This window comes from Modestobacter sp. NPDC049651, assembly GCF_040659695.1.
Lineage (GTDB): Bacteria > Actinomycetota > Actinomycetes > Mycobacteriales > Geodermatophilaceae > Modestobacter.
On the sequence record NZ_JBFAOG010000001.1, the window covers coordinates 86,858 to 104,647 of the forward strand.

Consider the following 17,790-nt stretch of genomic DNA (forward strand, 5'->3'; position numbering starts at 1 on the left):
CCGGTCCCACGTGTCATGCGCCCAGGATGGCACGCGTGTCGCCTCCCGGACCACGCTGGTTCCACCGAACGGTCAGGTGCCCCGTCCGGTGGTGCCCCAGGGTGAACCGTCGCCTCAGCTGACCCCGGCGTAGCTGTGCAGGCCGGTCGACACGAAGTTCACGTACAGCAGGTTGAAGACCATGACGACCAGGCCGAGCACGTTGATCCACGCCGACGGGCGGCCGCGCCAGCCGGTGGTGGTGCGGGCGTGCAGGTAGGCGGCGTAGACGACCCAGGCGATGAACGCCCAGGTCTCCTTGGGGTCCCAGCCCCAGAAGCGGCCCCACGCGCTCTCCGCCCAGATGGCGCCGGCGATGACCGCGAAGGTCCAGATCGGGAAGCCGAAGACGGCGGTGCGGTGCGCGGCGCGGTCCAGCGCCGCGGCGCTGGGCAGCCGGTCGAGCAGCGAGGTCGGCTGCGCCTCGCCGGCGGCCACCTTCGCGTCGTGCCGCGCCCGGGCCAGGAACAGCATGCTGGCGATGCCGCTGAGGAAGAAGATGCCGAAGCCCAGCGTCGCCGTGGTCACGTGCACGCCGAGCCACCAGGAGCGCAGCGCCGCGACGAGCGGACCGGCCTCGGTGTAGAGGAACAGCCCGATCATCACCATGGAGACCACGACCGGGCCGAGCACGAACGCGCCGATGTGCCGCAGCGCCGGCGCCCGGAAGGCGAGCACGGCGTAGGCGACCACACCGACCAGCACGACCGCGGTGGCGAACTCGTACATGTTGCCCCAGGGCAGCCGGTCCACGGCCAGCCCGCGGGTCACCATCACCGCGGCGTGGGTGGCGATGCCCAGCACGGTGAGCGCCATCGCGACGGCGCCGAGCCGGCGGGCCCTGACCGGCTCGGCGGGCTCGCCGTCCGGGGCGGTCACCGGCGGGCCACCGGCACCGACCAGCTCGCGGCTGCGCGCCGGGGCGCGGCCGAACGCGAGCTCGGCGCAGAAGGCCACCGTCGCGAGCGTGTAGAGCACGACGCTCACGGTGAACAGGTGGTCGGACAGCCGTGCGAGGGTCTCGTCGGTCACGAGGGAGGTGCCTTCCCATCCGGGAGCGGGCCGTCGGCGTCGGCCGGCGGGGTGCTCGGTGTCCGGTCGGCGCGGGCGGCCAGCGCCGTCCGCACGTCGTCGGTCAGTGCGGTGAACCGGGGCCCGGTCTCCGCGCTCCCCCGGGTCAGCGAGCCGATCGAGAGCACGGTACCCCGGCCGTCGGGGGCGTCCGCGACACGGGCGAACACCCGCTCGCGGCGGACCAGCAGCATCCCGAGCAGACCGGCCAGGACGGCGATCGCCGCGCCCAGCACGTAGACCTGCCCGGGGTCGTGGGAGACCTGCATCGCCGCGTACTCCTTGACGCCGGAGAACGTGACGACCGTCCCGTCGTCCAGCGTGGTCGAGTCGCCGACGCCGAGGTTGGCGGCGCCGACCTTGGTGAGCAGGTCGCGGTCGATCTGGGTCTGGTCCAGCGAGTACACCGACTGCGGCAGGCCGGAGTCCAGCCCGAGGTAGCCGCGGTAGACGAACAGCGCGACCTGGGGGTCCAGCGGGCGCGGGTCGACCGAGGTCAGCACGCCGTCCCGGATGACGCCGGTGGGCGCGAAGAAGCCCTGCAGCGCGAGCTGGTCGGTCTGGTCGGCGCCGAGGTCGGGCAGCTTGAGCGCGCCCTCGCTGGACATCGTGCCGGTGTCGGTGGGCAGGAACGGCGCGGAGACGTCGGTGAACCGGGTGCCGTCGGGCAGCTGCACGCTGAACACCGGGCTGAACCCGTGACCGGTCACGTAGACCCGGTCGCCCTGGTAGCGCAGCGGGTGGTTGACGCCGATCGTGGTGTCGCGGGTCGGCTCGCCGTTGAGGCCGTAGTCGATCGACGACTCGTAGGAGGCCGCCGTCCCGTTGCTCTCGTAGTCGGCCCGGAAGTCCTTCAGGTCCACGCACAGCGGGGTGAGGTCGCTCTGCGACACCAGCGGGCCGGCCGAGTAGGTGTCGTACTGCTGGAAGGTGTTGCAGAAGCCCTGGCCCTCGGTCACCAGGATGCTGCCCTCGTAGCCCCAGAGCTTCCCGCCGGCCAGGCTGACCAGCAGCGCCAGCAGCGACAGGTGGAAGACGACGTTCCCGGTCTCCTTGAGGTAGCCCTTCTCCGCCGACACCTCGGGGCCGTGCTTGCCGACCCGCCGGGACACCCGGTACCGGCGGACCCGCAGCTCCTCCTCGACCACGTCCAGCGCGGCCGGGCCGGCCAGCGCGGTGTCGACGGTGGCCGACTCCGGCAGCCGGTGCAGGTGGCGGGGCGCGGGCGGCGGCGGGGTGAACAGCGCGCGGCCGTGCTCGATCGCCCGCGGCACGACGCAGCCGATCAGCGAGATGAACAGCAGCAGGTAGATCGCGGCGAACCACGGCGAGCTGAAGACGTCGAACAGGTAGAGCTTGTCCAGCACCGGCGCGAGCGTCGCGTGGTCGCTGAAGTACTGCCGGACGTTGTTCTGCGACAGCGACCGCTGCGGCAGCAGCGAGCCGGGGATGGCGGCCAGCGCGAGCAGGAACAGCAGCACCAGGGCGGTGCGCATCGCGGTGAGCCGGCGCCACCAGCGCAGGAGGAAGCCCCAGGCGCGGCGGCCCGGCGACGGGCGCGACGGCGGGGTCGGCGCGGCCGTGGGCCGCGGCGGGGCGGTGGTGGTCACAGGTCGGCCCCCAGACCGGTGGTGGCCAGCCAGCCCTGCATCAGCTGCATCATCCCGGTCCACGCGCCGGTGACCTGCAGGACGCCGATGAGCAGCAGGACGGCGCCACCGACCCGGGTCACCGCGCGGGCGTGCCGGCGCAGGAAGGTGGTGGCGCCGACCGCCCAGCGGGCACCGACGGCCACCAGCACGAACGGCAGCCCGAGCCCCACGCAGTAGGCGACGGCGAGCAGCGCCCCGCGCCCGGCGGTGCCCTGCGAGAAGCTCAGGGTGAGCACGGCGGACAGCGTCGGCCCCAGGCACGGCGTCCAGCCGAGGCCGAACACGACGCCCAGCAGCGGGGCGCCGGCCAGCCCGGCCGACGGGCGGGCGGTGAGCCGGCCGGTGCGCTGCAGGAACGGCAGCCAGCCGAGGAAGCCCAGGCCGACGACGATGACGACCACGCCGAGCACCCGGGTGAGCAGGTCGGAGTACTGCACGAGCAGCCGGCCGAGCCCGCCGAACGCGGTGCCGGCGGCGACGAAGACGACGGTGAAGCCCAGCACGAACAGCAGCGCGCCGAGCACCATCCGACCGCGCGCCGAGCGCTCGTCGGCCGCGGCGGTGCGCACGGCCGTGGCGGTGCCCCCACCCACGCCTGCGCCCCCGCCGGCCGGAGCGGGGGCCGGGACCGTGGCCGCGCCGGTCCCGGCCAGGCCGCCCACGTAGGAGAGGTAGCCGGGCACCAGGGGGAGCACGCAGGGCGAGGCGAAGCTGACCAGCCCGACCAGGGCGGCGACCAGCGCCGCGACCACCAGCGGACCGTCGGTGACGGCCGCGGAGAACGTCTCCCCCACGGCTCAGGCCTCCTTCAGCACGTCGTCGAGGACAGCGCGCAGGTCCTCCTGGCGCACCTCACCGGTGTACACCGCGGCGACCCGGCCCTTGCGGTCGAGCACGATCGTCGACGGGATCGCCGTCGCCGGGTAGTCCCGGAACGCCAGCGCCACCTGGCCCTTCGGGTCGTACACCGAGGGGAAGGTGATGCCCTTGCTCTCCACGAAGGCGTTCGCGAACTGCTTGTTCGTCTCCTTGACGTTCAGCCCCAGGAACTGGACGCCGGAGCTCTGCACCTCCGCGTAGACCTCCTGGAACTGCGGCGTCTCGACCCGGCAGGGCGCGCACCAGGAACCCCAGAAGTTGAGCACCGCGACGTCGCCGGCCAGCGCCGTCGAGGAGAAGTCCGAGCCGTCCAGCAGCGTGCCGGAGAACGTCGGCGCGCTCTTCCGCTCACCGGCCGGGATCACCTGGCCGGCCGGGGTGCCCTCGACGAAGCGGAACTGCCCGCCGTTGTCGACGTCCACCGCGCTGGCGCCGGTGCTGCAGCCGGTGAGCAGCAGCGCGGCCGCGGCCAGCGCGCCGAGCAGGCCCCTACGCACCGGGCACCGCCCCGGGCGGGTTGGGCCCCGCCGGCTCGCTGTAGTCGATGCCGACGAGGTGGTCGCCGTCCCAGGTGAAGGAGGTGACGCTGGCCAGCGCGCACTGCCGGCGGCGCGGGTCGTGCAGGTAGCTGCGGTTCTCCAGGTGCAGCCGCAGCGTCCAGATCGGCAGCTGGTGGCTGACGCAGATCGCGGCGTGCCCGCGGGCGGCGTCCCGGGCGGTGGCGACCGCCGAGACCATCCGGGCGGCGATCTCCCGGTAGGGCTCGCCCCAGGACGGCGTCCACGGGTTGCGCAGCAGCCACCAGGCGCTGGGGTGCTTGAGCGCGCCGTCGCCGAAGCCGAACTTCTTGCCCTCGAACGCGTTGCCGGCCTCGATCAGCCGGTCGTCGGTGGCGATCTCCAGACCCAGCTCCTCGGCCAGCGGCGCCGCGGTCTGCTGAGCGCGCTCGAGCGGGCTGGACACCAGGTGGGTGACGTCGGAGCCGGCGAACCAGGCGGCGGCCTTGCGGGCCATCTCCTCCCCGGCGTCGGACAACCGGTAGCCGGGGATCCGGCCGTAGAGCACACCGGTGGGGTTGAACACCTCGCCGTGCCGCAGCACGTGCACGACGGTGCGCTCGCTGTCGCTCACGGCGTCTGACGGTTCGCTCCCGCGGACCGCTCCGCTCCTCGCTCGTTCCTCGCTGCGGTGCTCACGGTCCTGTCCGCTCACGGCTGCAGCTCCAGGGCGTCGTTGGACTCCGGGTCCTGCCGGCCCCCGGCCGCGGCGGCCGCGGCCTGCGCCGCGGCGGGCAGCGCGGCGAGCACCCGCTCGACGGCCTCGTCGTCCAGCGCGGCGCTGACGAACCAGGCCTCGTAGGCCGACGGCGGCAGGTACACGCCCCGGGCGAGCATCGCGTGGAAGAAGGCGGTGTGCGCGGCGGTGTCCTGGGTTCGGGCGTCGTCGTAGTCGCGCACCGGGCGCTCGTCGGGCACGAAGAACACCGAGAACATCGACCCGGCCTGCTGCACCCGGTGCGGCACGCCGGCGCCGAACAGCGCGGCGCTGGCCGCGCCGCGCAGGGTCGCGGCCACCTCGTCGCAGCGGGCGTAGACCTCGTCGGTGCACAGCCGCAGCGTGGCCAGGCCGGCGGCCACCGCGACCGGGTTCCCGGCCAGCGTGCCGGCCTGGTAGACCGGGCCGGCCGGCGCCAGCTGCTGCATGACCTCGGCGCGGCCGCCGAACGCCGCGGCCGGCATGCCGCCGCCCATGACCTTGCCGAAGGTGAACAGGTCGGCGTCGACCGGGTCGACCCCGTACCAGCCGGAGCGGCTCACCCGGAAGCCGGTCATCACCTCGTCGACGACCAGCAGCGCGCCGGCCGCGGCGGTGATCCGGCGCAGGTGGCCGTTGAACCCGTCCAGCGGCGGGACGACGCCCATGTTGCCGGCCGCGGCCTCGGTGATCACGCAGGCGATCCGGTCGCCGCGCTCGGCGAAGACGGCCTCGACGGCGGCGACGTCGTTGTAGGGCAGCACGATCGTGTCGGCGGCCGCGCCGGTGGTGACGCCGGGGGTGTCGGGCAGCCCGAGGGTCGCGACGCCGGAGCCGGCCGAGGCGAGCAGCGCGTCGACGTGGCCGTGGTAGCAGCCGGCGAACTTGACCACCAGCGGCCGGCCGGTGACCCCGCGGGCCAGCCGGACGGCCGAGAGCACGGCCTCGGTGCCGGAGTTGACCAGCCGGACCTGCTGGACCGGGGGCATCCGGTCGACGATCTCCTGGGCCAGCTCGGCCTCGCCGGCGGTGGGCGTGCCGAAGGTGAACCCCCGGCGGGCGGCCTCGGTGACGGCGGCGACGACCTCGGGGTGGGCGTGGCCGAGGATCATCGGCCCCCACGACGCGACGAGGTCGACGTACCGGCGGCCGTCGACGTCGGTCAGCCAGGGGCCGGCGCCGGAGGCCATGAACCGCGGGGTGCCGCCGACGGCCCGGAACGCCCGCACCGGGGAGTTCACGCCGCCGGGGATCACCCCCTGGGCCTGCTCGAACAGCTGCGCCGAGACCGGCGCCTCGTAGGGGTACGGCGACGTCACGCGTCCACTCTCCCAGGTGAGTCTGTGGAACCCGCGCCCCCGGCCGGATGAGCGGCGAGGATCACCCTCGTCAGCTCGCGCGGGGAGCGGGTGGGCACGAGCACGGTGCGCCCGTCGGCGCGCCGCAGCGGCAGCCCGGTGCGGCCCTGCGGCACCGACCAGCCGCCGCCGAGCACCGGCGCCCCGGCGTCCACCCCGGCGGTGCCGGCGGCGACGGCCCGCAGGTGGACGGCGTCGACGTCGGCCAGCGGCAGCCGCTCGCGGCCGACGGTGAGCGCGGCGTCCGGGCCGCGGCCGGCCACCCGGACGGTCCAGACCCGGCGCGCGGACAGGCAACCGCCGGCGACCACGCCGAGGACGACGACCGCGGCGAGCGCCCAGCCCAGGGCGGGCAGGTCGGGCCCGGGCAGCACGGCCGCGAGGACGGCGAGCACCGCCAGCGCGGCGGCGACCAGCCAGAACGACCGCCACGACCCCCCGGGCTCGACGTAGGCCGGGTCCGAGGGGTCGTCGGTCATGGACGGAGGTGCGCCGTGCTCAGCGCAGCCAGCGGGCGGCCTCGACCGCCCAGTAGGTGAGCACCGAGCCGGCCCCGGCCCGCCGGATGGCGGTGAGGGTCTCCAGGACGGCCCGCCGGCGGTCCACCCAGCCGTGCGCCGCGGCGGCCTCGACCATCGCGTACTCGCCGCTGACCTGGTACGCGCTCACCGGCACGTCCACCGCGTCGGCGACCTGCCGGACGATGTCCAGGTAGGGCAGCGCGGGCTTGACCATGACGGCGTCCGCGCCCTCGGCGAGGTCCTGCGCAACCTCGCGCAGCGCCTCGTCGGCGTTCGGCGGGTCCATCTGGTAGGTCGAGCGGTCGCCGAACTGCGGCGCCCCCTCGGCGGCCTCCCGGAACGGCCCGTAGAAGCCGGACGCGTACTTGGCGGCGTAGGCCAGGATCGGCGTCTCGGTGTACGCGGCGCTGTCCAGCCCGGCCCGGATCGCCCGGACCTGGCCGTCCATCATCCCGCTGGGGGCGATCACGTGGGCGCCGGCCTGGGCCTGGGCGATCGCGACCGCCGCGTACCGGTCCAGCGTGGGGTCGTTGTCCACGACCCCCGCCGGGGTGACGACCCCGCAGTGCCCGTGGTCGGTGTACTCGCACAGGCACAGGTCGGCCATCAGCACCAGCTCGTCGCCGAGGTCGCTGCGCAGCTGCTGCAGCGCGGCGTTGACCACGCCGTCGGCGGCATCGGCCTGCGAGCCGACCGGGTCCTTCTCCGCCGGGATGCCGAACAGCATCAGCCCGCTGATCCCGGCCTCGGCCGCCTCGGCGGCGGCCTTCCGCAGCGACTCCTGGCTGTGCTGCACGACGCCGGGCATCGAGCTGATCGGCTGCGGCTCGGCGATGCCCTCCTTGACGAAGACGGGCAGCACCAGGTCGGCCGGGGCCAGCCGGGTCTGCGCCGTCCAGCGGCGCATCGCCGGGGTGGAGCGGAGCCGGCGGCCCCGGGCGAAGCCCGGGTTGGCGCCGCCGGCCGTCAGTACGTCGGGCTCCGCGGTCACTTGGCGGCCTCCTCGGCCTCCGCGCGGCGGGCGCGGGCGAACTCGGCCAGCGCGTCGACCAGCGGGCCGACGGCCGCGGTCTCCGGCTGGACGTCGACGCGCAGGCCGAACTCGGTGGCGCTGGCCGACGTGGCCGGGCCGATCACCGCGACGACGGTCTTGGCGTGCGGCTTGCCGGCGATGCCGACCAGGTTGCGCACCGTGCTCGACGAGGTGAAGCACACCGCGTCGAAACCGCCGCCCTTGATCGCCTCGCGGACCGACGCGGCCGGCGGGGCCGCGCGGACGGTGCGGTAGGCGGTCACGTCGTCGATCTCCCAGCCGCGCTCCTTGAGCCCGGCGGCGAGGGTCTCGGTCGCGATGTCGGCGCGGGGCAGCAGCACCCGGTCGATCGGGTCGAAGACGTCGTCGTAGGGCGGGAAGTCGGCCAGCAGGCCCTCGCTGGACTGCTCGCCGGTGGGCACCAGCTCCGGCACGATGCCGAACTCGCGGACCGCCTGCGCGGTCTGCTCCCCGACGCAGGCCACCTTCACGCCGGCGAACGCGCGGGCGTCGAGGCCCAGCTCGGCGAACTTCTCCTTCACCGCGCGGACGGCGTTGGTGGAGGTGAACACGATCCAGCCGTAGCGGCCGGTGACCAGGCCCTTGATGGCGCGGTCCATCTGCGCGGGGCTGCGCGGCGGCTCGACGGCGATGGTCGGCACCTCGACCGGGACGGCGCCGTAGGCACGCAGCCGCTCGCTCATGTCGCCGGCCTGCTCCTTGGTGCGCGGCACCAGCACCCGCCAGCCGAACAGCGGGCGGCTCTCCCACCAGGAGAGCTTGGCGCGCTTGTCGACGGCCGCGCCGACGGTCACCACGACCGGGCCGGCGAAGGAGTCCAGGCCGGCGTTCTTCTCCGCGACGGCGGAGAGCTTGGCCGCGACGCTCTTCTGCGCGGTGCCCGAGCCCTCGACGGTGACGACCACCGGGGTGTTGCCGGACATGCCGCCCTCGAGCAGGCCGGTCGCCGCGGTCGGCAGCTGCTCGGCAGTGGCCTGCAGCACCAGGGTGGCGCCGGTGCTCGCCGCGGCGGCGGCGAGGGCGGCCGGGTCGGCCGGGGAGTCGCTGCCGGCGCGCAGGTCGGCCTGCAGCGAGGTGCCGCCGATGGCGACGCCCGCGTACTCGGGGACGGCGGTGCCGAGCGCGACACCGGGCACCACGTCGAACGGGACGCTGGTGCGGGTGACCGCCAGCACCTCCTTGACGACCGCGTCACCGGTGAACGGGTCACCGGCGACCAGCCGGACGACGACCTGGCCGGTCTTGGCCGCGGCGACCGCGCCCTTGGCCAGGTCGGCCGGCTCACCGGCGACCGTGGTCACCTCGAGGTCGGCCTGCGCGGCCCGGACGGCGTCCAGCAGCGCCGGCGCGACGTCCGGGTCGGCGTGCACCACATCGGCCGCGGCCAGCGCGGCCGTGGCACGGGCGGTGAGCAGCTCGGGGTCACCGGGACCCGCGCCGACGAACACCACGCGGGGGTTCGAGGTGCCGTTCTGCTTGCGTGAGCGCGTCATCGCGTGCTCCTGTTCCTGCCCCCGGAGGGGTTGTCTGGTTGTGCGGGGTCTGTGGGGTGTGCGCCGACGAGGCGCGGGGTGGCGGTCACGGCCGGACCGCCATGAGCTCGGCGGCGCCGCGGTCGAGCAGGTCGGCGGCGAGCGCCCGGCCGAGCACCTCGGGCTCGGTGGCCGGCCCGGTGAGCGAGCCGCGGACGGCGTCGCTGCCGTCGATCGCGGTGACCGAGGCCCGCAGGTACAGCTCGGCGACGCCGTCGTCCCCCTCGGCGAGCTCGGCGTAGGCGGCGACCGGCGCGCTGCAGCCGGCCTCCAGGGCGGCGAGCACCGCCCGTTCGGCGGCCACGCAGGCCCGGGCCGCCGGGTCCTCGAGCGCGGCCAGCAGCTCGCGCACGCCGGTGTCGTCCGCGCGGCACTCGACGGCGAGCGCGCCCTGCGCGGGGGCCGGCAGCACCTGCAGCGGGTCGAGCACCTCGGTGACGACGGCCAGCCGGCCGATGCGGGACAGCCCGGCGCGGGCGAGCACGACCGCGTCGAGGTCGCCGGGGACGACGCGGGCCATCCGGCTGTCGATGTTGCCGCGGATCGGGACGACGTCCAGCCCGAGGCCGAGCGCGCGCAGCTGCGCCATCCGCCGCGGGGCCCCGGTGCCGACCTTCGCCCCGGACGGCAGCTCGCCGAGGGTGAGCCGGTCGCGGGCGACGAGCACGTCGCGCGGGTCCTCGCGGGGCGGGACCGCGGCGAGCGCCAGCCCCGGGGCCGGCGCGGTCGGCAGGTCCTTGTAGCTGTGCACGGCGAGGTCGACGGTGCCGTCGAGCAGCGCCTCGCGCAGCGCGGTGACGAACACGCCGGTGCCGCCGAGCTGGGCGATCGCGGCGCTGGAGCGGTCGCCCTCGGTGCGCACGTGCACCAGCTCGACCGGGCGGCCGGTGGCGGCGGTCAGCGCGTCGGCGACGTGCTGGGACTGGGTGAGCGCCAGCTGGCTGGCCCGGGTGCCCAGCCGCAGCGTGCCGGTCGTCGTGGTCATTCGACGGCCCCCGGGATCTGCGCCAGCGGCGTGCCGACCCTGCCCTCGGTGGGGACGGCGACCGCCTGCGACAGGGCACCGGTCTCGGCGTCCACCCCGGAGTCCAGGGCCAGCCCGAACAGCGCGCGCAGCGCGTCCGCGTAGTCGGTGCCGCCGGGGGCGGCGGCCAGCTCCTTCACCCGCACGGTGGGCTCGTGCAGCAGCTTGTCGACGACGCGGCGCACGGTGCGGGCGATCTCGCTGCGGGCCTTGGCGTCCAGGTCGGGCAGCCGGGTCGACAGCCGCAGCAGCTCGGCGTCGACGACCTCGGCGGCCTGGCTGCGCAGCGCCGACACCGTCGGTGCCACCGCGGCGGCCTGGCGCTCGGCGCGCAGCAGCGAGGTCTCCAGCTCGACCAGGGCGTGCGCGGCCGCGATGTCGTCGGCGGCGACGGAGCCGGCGACCGGCCGGCCGTCGTTGGCGACGCGCTCCCCCTGCAGCATCGCCAGGTCGACGACGTGCACGCCGGGCAGCGCGGCGACGGCGGGCTCCACGTCGCGGGGCAGCGCCAGGTCGACGACCACCAGCGGCCGGTCGCCCCGGGCGGCGAGGGCCGCGCCGACCACGTCGGTGCCGATCACGGTGCCGGTGGCGCCGGTGCAGGTGACCAGCACGTCGGCGGCGACCAGCTCCTCGGGCAACCGCTCGAGGTCGGCGGCCCGGCCGCCCACGGTCTCGGCGAGCCGGGCGGCGCTGGCCGGCGTCCGGCTGCTCACCGTGACCTCCGCGCCGCGGCGGGCGAGGGTGGTGGCGGCCAGCGCGCCCATCGAGCCCGCGCCGACGACGAGCACGGGGCGGCCGGCCAGGTCGCCGACGACAGCCGTGGCTCGGTCGAGGGCGACCGACACCAGCGAGGCGCCGGCCCTGTCGATGCCGGTCTCGGAGTGGACCCGCTTGCCCACGCGCAGCGCCCGCTGGGCGATCGGGTGCAGCTCGCGGCCGACCGTGCCCTCCTCCTGGGCGAGCGCGTAGGCGGCGCGCAGCTGGCCGAGCACCTGCGTCTCGCCGACGACCATCGAGTCCAGACCCGCGGCGACGGTGCACAGGTGCCCGATCGCCTGGTCCTCGTAGTAGACGGTGACGTACGGGGAGAGCTCCTCGACCGTGGCGCCGGCGTGCCGGGCGAGCACCCGGCTGACGTCGGTGAGCCCGCCGTGGAAGCGGTCGACCTCGGCGAAGACCTCGATGCGGTTGCAGGTGGCCAGCACGATGGCCTCCGAGACGTGGTCGCTGTCGACCAGCTCGTGCAGCGTCTTGACCTTGTCGTCGCCGTTCATGCTCACCTGCTCCAGCAGGGAGACCGGCGCGGTCTGGTGGCTGATGCCCACCGCGAGCAGGCTCACCGGGCCGCCCCCGCCGCCACGGCCGCGCGCACCGGGCCGGAGGTCGGGGCGGCCGGCGGGGAGTCGTCGCGCTGCTGCTCCAGGAAGGACAGCACCTGCAGCTCCACGGACAGGTCGACCTTGCGGACGTCGACGCCCGCAGGCACGGACAACGCCACCGGCGCGAAGTTCAAGATGCTCCTCACCCCGGCCGCGACGAGCCGGTCGCAGACCGACTGCGCCACCTCGGCCGGTGTCGTGATGACCCCGATGGAGGCCTGGGTCGCGGCGACGACGGCCTCCAGGTCGTCGACCGGGCGGACCGTGTGGCCGCCCACCTGCGCGCCGACGCGCGCCGGGTCGGCGTCCAGCAGGCCGACGAACTCGAACCCCCGGCTGGCGAAGCCCGCGTAGTCGGCCAGCGCCGAGCCCAGCCGGCCGGCCCCGACCAGCACGCACGGCCGCGACCGGGCCGCGCCGAGGGTGTCGGTCAGCCGCTGCCGCAGCCCGGCGACGGAGTAGCCGACGCCGCGCACGCCGCACGGGCCGAGGTAGGACAGGTCCTTGCGCAGGCCGGCCGGGTTGACCCCGGCCGCGGCGGCGAGCTCACCGGAGGAGACGTGGGTGCGGCCGCCGTCGGCGAGGCCGGCCAGCACCCGCAGGTACACGGCCAACCGGGCGACGGTGGCCTCCGGGACGATCCGGGGCCGCGACTGGGTCACGGGCAGGCTCCACAAGAGCTCCGACCGGCAGCGGCGGCGCCGGGGACGGTCGGGAGGCGTTCAGGGACGAGTTCCTTCGGGGACACGGGCGCTCCAGCGCCCGGCCACCTCACGGTAACCGCTTGTGAAGGCAGGAACAAAGTCGCTGAGGGCATCAGCGCAGGTCACCGCGACGTGCTGTGGCCGACGCCACCGTAACCGACCCCCCGACGGGGGACCACCCGAGCGGATCGGCCGCTCAGCCGAGCCCGAGGTCGCGCCGCAGCCGGGGCACGTCGACGGTGAAGTAGCTGTGCTCGCGCCCGTCGAGCAGCACCACCGGCACCCGGTCGCCGTACTCCGCCCGCAGCTCGTCGTCGGAGTCGACGTCGACCAGCCGGGGCGTCGTCCCGGCCTCCCCGGCGATCCGGGTGAGCGTCTCCTCGGCGACCTCGCACAGGTGGCAGCCCACCCGGGTCAGCAGCTGCAGGTCAGGCACGGCCGGCCTCCTCCGCCGCCGCACCGGCGATCCGTTCCAGCCCGAGCTCGCGCAGCCGGGCACGGCTGACCTTGCCGGCCAGCGAGTGCGGCAGCTCGGGGACGAAGTGCACCGCGACCGGCACCTTGAACCGGGCCAGCGAGGTCGCGGCGTGGGCGCGCAGCCCGTCCTCGGTGAGCTCCGCGCCGGGCGCGCGGACGACGACGGCGTGCACCGCCTCGCCGGTGCGCGGGTCGGGCACGCCGATGGCCGCCGCCTCCACGACCTGCGGGTGCTCCTCGAGCACCCGCTCGACCTCGCCCGGGTAGACGTTGAAGCCGCTGACCAGGACGAGGTCCCGGCGCCGGTCGACCAGGTGCAGGTCGCCGTCGCCGTCCCGCCAGGCGATGTCACCGGTGAGCAGCCAGCCGTCGGCGTCCGGGCCGTCGGCGCCGTCGGGCCAGTACCCGGAGAACAGGTTCGGACCGCGCGCGCAGACCTCGCCGGCGGCGTCCGGGTCGTCGTCGCCGTACGGGTCGCCGAAGCGGTCCTCGCGCACCCGGCTGCCCGGGTCGTCGGCGGCGGCCGGGCCACCGGCGGTGTCGCGCAGCGCGAGCTCCACACCGGGCAGCGGACCGCCGATGCACTCCGGCTTGGGCCGGCCGGAGGCGAGCGTGCTGGCCAGCACGGGGCCGGCCTCGGTGAGCCCGTAGCCCTCCCAGATCGTGACCGCGGCCCGCTCCCGCATGCCGCGGGACACCTCGGCGGGCAGCGGCGCCGCCCCGGAGCTGGCGGTGCGCACGGCGGCGAACCCGCGGCGCAGCTCGGCGTCGCTGCCGGCGGCGTCGGCCAGCGCGAGCCACGCGGCGTACATCGGCGGGGCACCGGGGACGGCGGTGACGTCCTCCTCGGCCATCAGCCGCAGCGTTCCGGCCGGGTCGAACTCGTCGACCAGCACCGCGCAGGCGCCGGTGGCCGCGACCAGGCCCCAGCCGGCGGTGAAGCCGTAGACGTGGAACAGCGGCAGCACGACCAGCACCCGGTCGCCGGCGCGCACCGGCGGCGGGTCCAGCGCCAGCAGCTGCTGCTCGTTGGCCAGCAGCGCCCCGTGGGTGAGCATCGCGCCGCGCGGCCGGCCGGTGGTGCCGGACGTGTAGGCCAGCAGGGCGAGCGACGAGGGGTCGGCCGGCACCTCGGGCGGTGCGCCGTCGGCGGACGGCGGGCCGGCGAGCACCGGCACGCCGGCCAGCTCGGCGCGCTCCGCGGCGGTCACCAGCAGCCGGGCACCGGAGTCGGCGAGCAGGTGCTCGACCTCCGGGTCGGTGTACGCGGTGTTCACCGGGACGACGACCAGCCCGGCCCGCAGCGCCCCGAGCACCGCGACCACCCAGTCCAGCGAGTTGGGCAGCTGCACGGCCACCCGGTCGCCGGCGCCCAGGCCGGCTGCCGCGTACCCGGCGGCGGCGCGGTCGAGCAGCGCGTCGACCTCGGCCCAGGACAGCCGCCGGTCGCGGTGCACCAGCGCGGGCGCGTCCCCGGCCCGCGCCGCCGTGATGCGCACCACCTCGGCGAGCGTGCGGGCCGGCTCCGCAGGGCGGGCTGCAGCGGGCACCAGGACCTCCGCAGGTCGAAGGGGCGGCCGCCGGACGGTCTGCCGGCGACGCCGCGTGGACGCGGCGGCACGATGTTGTCACCATGGACCTCGCGCCGCAGCCAGCGGGCGCGCTGGTCGTGGCCCGCGAGGTCGGCCGGTGGGGCGGAAGGGAGGTCGACCCGGCATGACCCGCCCCCGGCCGCTGCCCCGGCCTGCGCCCGGGCAGGCCCTGGCAGGGCCGGTCCCCTCCCCGCGGTCCGCCCCTCCCGAGCCCACCTCGTCCCCGGCGCCGCTCCGGGGGCCCCAGCCCGCCGCCGGGCCGCCCGCCGACCCGCCCGCCCCCGCCGGTGCCGACGTCGAGGTCTGGGAGCTGGTGCGCCGCGCGCAGGCCGGCGACGCGGAGGGCTTCGGGCAGCTCTACGACCGGTACGTCGACGTCGTGTTCCGGTTCCTCGTGCACCGGGTCGGCGACCGGGCCACCGCCGAGGACTTCACCAGCGAGACGTTCGTGCGGGCGCTGCGGCGGATCGACTCGCTGACCTTCCAGGGCCGCGACGTGGGCGCCTGGCTGATCACCATCGCGCGCAACATCGTGCTCGACCACGTGAAGAGCAGCCGGTACCGGCTGGAGGTCAGCACCGCCGACATGCGGGACGCTGATCGCGCCACCGACGGCCCCGAGGACGCCGTGCTGCAGGGGCTGACCAACGAGGTGCTGCTGGCCGGGGTGCAGCGGCTGTCCGGCGACCAGCGCGAGTGCATCGTCCTGCGCTTCCTGCAGGGGCTGTCGGTGGCCGAGACCGCGGCCGCGATGGGCAAGAAGGAGGGCGCGGTCAAGGCGCTGCAGCACCGCGCCGTCCGTCGGCTGGCCACCCTGCTGCCCGAGGGCCTGCAGTGACCGGCGCCACGCCGGCACCCGTGCCGGCGCAGGCCGACGGCTGCCGATACCCCGTCCACCGGGACGTGCTCGCAGGAACCGCGTAACGCCTTTGGTCCGGTCCTCGTTTGACCGGCCGGGGAGTCCCGGACGGCGGGACCCGGGGACGACGGCGGGAGGTGCGCGGTGACGGTCCGGCAGGACGACGCCCCGGGCGCCCCCCTCGACCGCGAGGCGCTGGTGCTCACCCGGCTCGCGACCCTGTCCACCGACCTCGCCGGCACCGACCTGGTCCCGGCCGTCGACGAGGGGTTCCGCCGCGCGGCCCGGCAGCGGCTGGTGGCGATGGCCGCCGTCCGGGACGCCGGCGTGCGCTCGCCGGCGGCCCGCCCGAGCCGGCTGCGCCGGTTGGTCACCGCCGGCCGGCGCTCCCGGCTGACCGCGGGCCTCGCCGGTGCCGCGGTCGCCCTCACCGCCCTGGGCGGGCTGCTCGCCGCGGCCCAGGGCGCCGGCCCCGGCGACCTCCTCTACGACGTCAAGCGCGGCGGCGAGCGCACCCAGCTCGCGCTGGCCGGGGACAGCTCCCGGGGCAGCACCCTGCTGGAGTTCGCCAGCACCCGGCTGCGCGAGCTCGACGCGCTGGCCCGGCAGAGCACCACCGCGCTCCCCGCCGGCACCGCCCCGGCCGGCCGGCAGGTCGTGCTCGCCGCGGGCGCGGACCCCGCGCTCGTCGTCGACACGCTGCGCACCATGGACGGGCAGACCACCGAGGGCACCTGGTGGTCGGCCACCTCCGCGGTCGAGGACCGCGATCCCGCCCGGCTGACCGAGCTCACCCGGTGGGCCACCGGTCAGCGGCGCGGTCTCGCGGACGTGGCGGACGCGTTGCCGCAGCAGACCGGCGAGGCGCTGACCGCCTCCGAGCAGCTGCTGACCGCGGTGCTCGGCCGGGCCGACGGGTTGCGCGCGGCGCTGGCCTGCGCGGGCGGCCCCGCCACCGACGGCGCCGACGACCTGGGCCCGGTGCCGGCGCCCTGCCCGCCCGCGCCGACGGCGCCGGTGCGCGCCCCGGGCAGCAGCTCGCCGAGCGGGTCCGCGACCGCTCCCGCCGCCCCCAGCAGCGGGAGCGCGCCGACCTCGGCACCGCAGACCGCGGCCGCCGGGGCCGCGGCCGGTGAGGAGGGCGGCAGCGGCGCCGGGGAGAGCGCCCCGGCGAGCAGCGCGGCGCCGTCCGCGACCGGTCGTGCCACCGCACCCAGCGCCACGCCGTCGTCCGGAGCGGGCTCCGGGCCGGGTCGGGGGGCCGGCGCGGCGCCCGGGAAGGGCGGCGGCCTGCCGCTGCCCACGCGGTCCGGCTCACCCGCCCCGGCACCGACGACCGCGCCGCCCACGACGGCCCGTCCGCCGCTGGTCGACCTGCCGCCGGTGCTGCCGGGTGTGACCCTCTGCGTCCCCCCGTTGCTCGGCGTGGGCTGTCGCTAGGGTCGGTCCGACAGCGCTGCCGACGGGAGGATGCCCAGTGGTCCGTGTGCCCTTCCGCGGTCGAGGCGCGCGGGTGCCCGGCGACCTCGACGACCTGTCGACCCGGGCGGTGGTCGCCGGTGAGGCGTCGGCCGCGGCCGCGGAGACCGAACCGCAGGCGCCGGTGCCCGACCGCACCGCCGCCGCGTTCTTCGACGTCGACAACACCATGATGATGGGCGCGTCGCTGTTCTGGTTCGCCCGCGGGCTGGCCGCGCGCAAGTACTTCACCAGCCGCGACGTCGCCTCGTTCGTCTGGCAGCAGGCCAAGTTCCGGATGTCGGGCAGCGAGAGCGCCAGCGACATGCACACCGTCCGGGACAACGCGCTGGCGTTCGTGGCCGACCGCCCGGTCTCGGAGATCGTGCAGGCCAGCGAGGAGATCTACGACGAGCTGATGGCCGACCGGATCTGGTCGGGCAGCCGCGCGCTGGCCCAGCAGCACCTCGACGCCGGCCAGCGGGTGTGGCTGGTCACCGCCACCCCGGTCGAGCTGGCCTCGATCATCGCCCACCGGCTGGGTCTCACCGGCGCGCTGGGCACGGTGGCCGAGGTCGTCGACGGGCGGTTCACCGGCCGGCTGGTCGGCGAGCTGATGCACGGCGAGGCCAAGGCGCAGGCGGTGCGCGCGCTGGCCGAGCGCGAGGGTCTGGACCTCGCCCGCTGCACCGCCTACAGCGACTCGACCAACGACCTGCCCATGCTGTCGCTGGTCGGCACGGCGGTCGCGGTCAACCCGGACACCGAGCTGCGCGCCGTCGCCCGCTCCCGCGGCTGGACGGTCAAGGACTTCCGCACCGGCCGGAAGGCGGCCAAGATCACCGGCTCCACCGTGGGTGCGGCCGCGCTGTCCGGCGGCGTGGTCGGCGGGCTGGTGGCGCTGCGCCGCCGCAACCGCTGGCCCTTCTGAGCC

17 protein-coding genes are annotated in these 17,790 nt (G+C 76.2%); 3 read left to right on the top strand and 14 right to left on the bottom strand.

All coding sequences use genetic code 11. From position 1 onward, the window contains the following. Window positions 1-114: 114 nt before the first annotated feature. The 14 genes from ccsB to AB0J00_RS00500 all read right to left on the bottom strand — a co-directional run bounded on the left by ccsB (window position 115) and on the right by AB0J00_RS00500 (window position 14,497). Window positions 115-1,071, bottom strand: coding sequence for a c-type cytochrome biogenesis protein CcsB (gene ccsB / locus AB0J00_RS00435; RefSeq protein WP_357738537.1), 957 nt, complete (start codon window positions 1,069-1,071; stop codon window positions 115-117). After that, on the bottom strand, window positions 1,068-2,720 hold the full coding sequence (locus AB0J00_RS00440; protein WP_357738540.1) for a cytochrome c biogenesis protein ResB: 1,653 nt from the start codon (window positions 2,718-2,720) through the stop codon (window positions 1,068-1,070). The genes ccsB and AB0J00_RS00440 overlap by 4 nt, the downstream gene beginning before the upstream one ends. Further along, a complete protein-coding gene (locus tag AB0J00_RS00445) occupies window positions 2,717-3,556 on the bottom strand; it encodes a cytochrome c biogenesis protein CcdA (RefSeq protein ID WP_357738542.1) in 840 nt (279 codons plus the stop codon). Before AB0J00_RS00445 ends, AB0J00_RS00440 begins: the two co-directional genes overlap by 4 nt. Window positions 3,557-3,559: 3 nt before the next feature. Continuing rightward, window positions 3,560-4,138, bottom strand: coding sequence for a TlpA disulfide reductase family protein (locus AB0J00_RS00450; protein WP_357738545.1), 579 nt, complete (start codon window positions 4,136-4,138; stop codon window positions 3,560-3,562). Further along, a complete protein-coding gene (locus AB0J00_RS00455) occupies window positions 4,131-4,772 on the bottom strand; it encodes a histidine phosphatase family protein (RefSeq protein ID WP_357738547.1) in 642 nt (213 codons plus the stop codon). Before AB0J00_RS00455 ends, AB0J00_RS00450 begins: the two co-directional genes overlap by 8 nt. Before the next feature lie 77 nt (window positions 4,773-4,849). Continuing rightward, window positions 4,850-6,214 (bottom strand): glutamate-1-semialdehyde 2,1-aminomutase, encoded by a 1,365-nt coding sequence (gene hemL / locus AB0J00_RS00460; RefSeq protein ID WP_357738550.1) that lies wholly within the window; start codon window positions 6,212-6,214, stop codon window positions 4,850-4,852. Next, window positions 6,211-6,732: a hypothetical protein gene (locus tag AB0J00_RS00465; protein ID WP_357738553.1), complete on the bottom strand. Its 522-nt coding sequence runs from the start codon at window positions 6,730-6,732 to the stop codon at window positions 6,211-6,213. Before AB0J00_RS00465 ends, hemL begins: the two co-directional genes overlap by 4 nt. A 19-nt stretch (window positions 6,733-6,751) precedes the next feature. Continuing rightward, window positions 6,752-7,765 (bottom strand): porphobilinogen synthase, encoded by a 1,014-nt coding sequence (gene hemB / locus AB0J00_RS00470; protein ID WP_357738555.1) that lies wholly within the window; start codon window positions 7,763-7,765, stop codon window positions 6,752-6,754. Continuing rightward, complete coding sequence (locus AB0J00_RS00475; protein WP_357738558.1) at window positions 7,762-9,321, bottom strand: uroporphyrinogen-III synthase; 1,560 nt, start codon at window positions 9,319-9,321, stop codon at window positions 7,762-7,764. The genes hemB and AB0J00_RS00475 overlap by 4 nt, the downstream gene beginning before the upstream one ends. An 85-nt stretch (window positions 9,322-9,406) precedes the next feature. Further along, entirely contained in the window at window positions 9,407-10,345 is a 939-nt protein-coding gene (hemC, locus tag AB0J00_RS00480) for a hydroxymethylbilane synthase (RefSeq protein WP_357738561.1), read from the bottom strand. Then, window positions 10,342-11,727 carry a glutamyl-tRNA reductase gene (locus tag AB0J00_RS00485; protein ID WP_357738563.1) on the bottom strand — a complete coding sequence of 462 codons (1,386 nt, stop codon included), beginning with the start codon at window positions 11,725-11,727 and terminating at the stop codon, window positions 10,342-10,344. Before AB0J00_RS00485 ends, hemC begins: the two co-directional genes overlap by 4 nt. Beyond that, entirely contained in the window at window positions 11,724-12,428 is a 705-nt protein-coding gene (locus AB0J00_RS00490; protein ID WP_357738566.1) for a redox-sensing transcriptional repressor Rex, read from the bottom strand. Before AB0J00_RS00490 ends, AB0J00_RS00485 begins: the two co-directional genes overlap by 4 nt. A 238-nt stretch (window positions 12,429-12,666) precedes the next feature. Next, complete coding sequence (locus AB0J00_RS00495) at window positions 12,667-12,906, bottom strand: glutaredoxin family protein (protein ID WP_357738569.1); 240 nt, start codon at window positions 12,904-12,906, stop codon at window positions 12,667-12,669. After that, entirely contained in the window at window positions 12,899-14,497 is a 1,599-nt protein-coding gene (locus AB0J00_RS00500) for an AMP-binding protein (RefSeq protein ID WP_357738572.1), read from the bottom strand. Before AB0J00_RS00500 ends, AB0J00_RS00495 begins: the two co-directional genes overlap by 8 nt. A gap of 166 nt (window positions 14,498-14,663) precedes the next feature. On the opposite strand from AB0J00_RS00500, the gene AB0J00_RS00505 reads away from it, so the two are divergent. The 3 genes from AB0J00_RS00505 to AB0J00_RS00515 all read left to right on the top strand — a co-directional run bounded on the left by AB0J00_RS00505 (window position 14,664) and on the right by AB0J00_RS00515 (window position 17,787). Further along, window positions 14,664-15,377 carry a sigma-70 family RNA polymerase sigma factor gene (locus AB0J00_RS00505; RefSeq protein WP_357738575.1) on the top strand — a complete coding sequence of 238 codons (714 nt, stop codon included), beginning with the start codon at window positions 14,664-14,666 and terminating at the stop codon, window positions 15,375-15,377. A 165-nt stretch (window positions 15,378-15,542) separates the two neighbouring features. After that, entirely contained in the window at window positions 15,543-16,838 is a 1,296-nt protein-coding gene (locus tag AB0J00_RS00510) for a DUF5667 domain-containing protein (protein ID WP_357738578.1), read from the top strand. Between the two features lie 37 nt (window positions 16,839-16,875). After that, entirely contained in the window at window positions 16,876-17,787 is a 912-nt protein-coding gene (locus tag AB0J00_RS00515; RefSeq protein WP_357738581.1) for an HAD-IB family hydrolase, read from the top strand. Window positions 17,788-17,790 lie beyond the last annotated feature (3 nt).

Excerpts from the sequence above, each read along its gene's own strand:
- AB0J00_RS00465 (WP_357738553.1), bottom strand. The coding sequence starts at position 6,732 with ATGACCGACGACCCCTCGGACCCGGCCTACGTCGAGCCCGGGGGGTCG.
- AB0J00_RS00475 (WP_357738558.1), bottom strand. The coding sequence starts at position 9,321 with ATGACGCGCTCACGCAAGCAGAACGGCACCTCGAACCCCCGCGTGGTG.
- hemC (WP_357738561.1), bottom strand. The coding sequence starts at position 10,345 with ATGACCACGACGACCGGCACGCTGCGGCTGGGCACCCGGGCCAGCCAG.
- AB0J00_RS00505 (WP_357738575.1), top strand. The coding sequence starts at position 14,664 with ATGACCCGCCCCCGGCCGCTGCCCCGGCCTGCGCCCGGGCAGGCCCTG.